The organism is Streptomyces sp. NPDC049970 (assembly GCF_040660235.1).
Classification (GTDB): domain Bacteria; phylum Actinomycetota; class Actinomycetes; order Streptomycetales; family Streptomycetaceae; genus Streptomyces.
This window is the reverse complement of sequence record NZ_JBFALP010000060.1, coordinates 1-1,349: the sequence shown is the minus strand read 5'-3', so window position 1 is coordinate 1,349 and position 1,349 is coordinate 1. Positions and strand designations below refer to the sequence as shown.

The 1,349-nt window shown below is 71.5% G+C and carries 1 protein-coding gene; it reads right to left on the bottom strand.

The window, feature by feature from the left end; all coding sequences use genetic code 11:
- Positions 1 to 68: 68 nt before the first annotated feature.
- The coding region (locus AB0I83_RS31455) for a substrate-binding domain-containing protein (RefSeq protein ID WP_363307049.1) at positions 69 to 1,349 on the bottom strand (1,281 nt) is incomplete at its 5' end.

Here is a 1,349-nt window from a genome sequence, read left to right as displayed (position 1 = left end):
AGCAGGTCGTAGTCGTACATGTGTCTCCTCACAGCGGGCGGTCGTTCAACGGCGGCGCGGGGTGCCGGTCAGCCGCTGAACCCGGCCACGTTCTCCTTCGTTACCACCTTCACCGGCACCTTCACGGTCTGCTCGATCTTCTTGCCCTGGACCGCCTCGAGCGCGTTGTCCACGGCGATCCGGCCCAGCTGGGTCGGCTGCTGCGCCACCGAGGCGTACAGCGTGCCGTTCTTCACGGCGGTCAGACCGTCCGGGGTGCCGTCGAAGCCGACGACCTGCACGGACGTGCCGGCCTTGGAGCCGAGCGCCTTGACCGCGCCGAGCGCCATCTCGTCGTTGGCGGCCAGCACGCCCTGCACGTCCGGGTGGGCCTGCAGCAGGTTCGACATCACGTCCAGGCCCTTGGTGCGGTCGAAGTCCGCGGGCTGCTGGGCCAGCACCTTGATGCCCGGGTACGCCTTCAGGCCCTGCGCGAAGCCGGCGGCGCGCTCCCGGGCGGCGGAGGTGCCCGCCTGCCCCTGCAGGATCACGATGCGGCCCGTGCCGCCGAGCTTCTCGGCGAGGGTCTTCGCGGCCAGCTCGCCGCCCGCCACGTTGTCGGAGGCGACCAGCGCGTCGATCTCCGCCTTGTTGACCCCGCGGTCCACCGCGATCACCGGGATGTCCGCCTTGCCGGCGGCCTTCACCGCGTTGCTCGCCGCGTCGGAGTCGACCGGGTTGACGATGATCGCGCCCAGGCCGGCGCTGGTGAAGTTCTGCAGCTGGTTGGCCTGCTGGGAGGCGTCGTTCTGGGCGTCGGTGACGGTCAGCTCGATGCCCAGCTTCTTCGCCTCGGCCTGCGCACCCGACTTGATCTGCACGAAGAACGGGTTGTTCAGCGTGGACAGCGACAGGCCCATCTTCGGCGTGGTCGAGCCGGAGGAGGTGTGCAGCAGGGACGTCGCCGCCACCAGCGCCACCGCCACCACGGCGGCCAGGCAGTACGTCACGGCCTGCTTGCCCTTGCCGCCGCCCGGGCCGGTGCCCGCGCCCGGAGCCGCACCCGCCCTGCGGCGCACCGTGTCCAGCAGCACCGCCAGCGCGATGACGACACCGATGACGACCTGCTGCCAGAAGGCCGACACCGACAGCAGGTTGAGGCCGTTGCGGAGCACCGCCAGGATCAGCGCGCCGATCAGCGTGCCCGACGCCTTGCCGGTGCCGCCGGCCAGCGAGGCACCGCCGATGACGACCGCGGCGATCGCGTCCAGCTCGTAGCCGTTGGCGGCCTGGGGCTGTGCCGAGGACAGCCGGGCGGCGAGCACGATGCCCGCGACCGCGGCGAACAGACCCGACAGGGCGTAGATGGC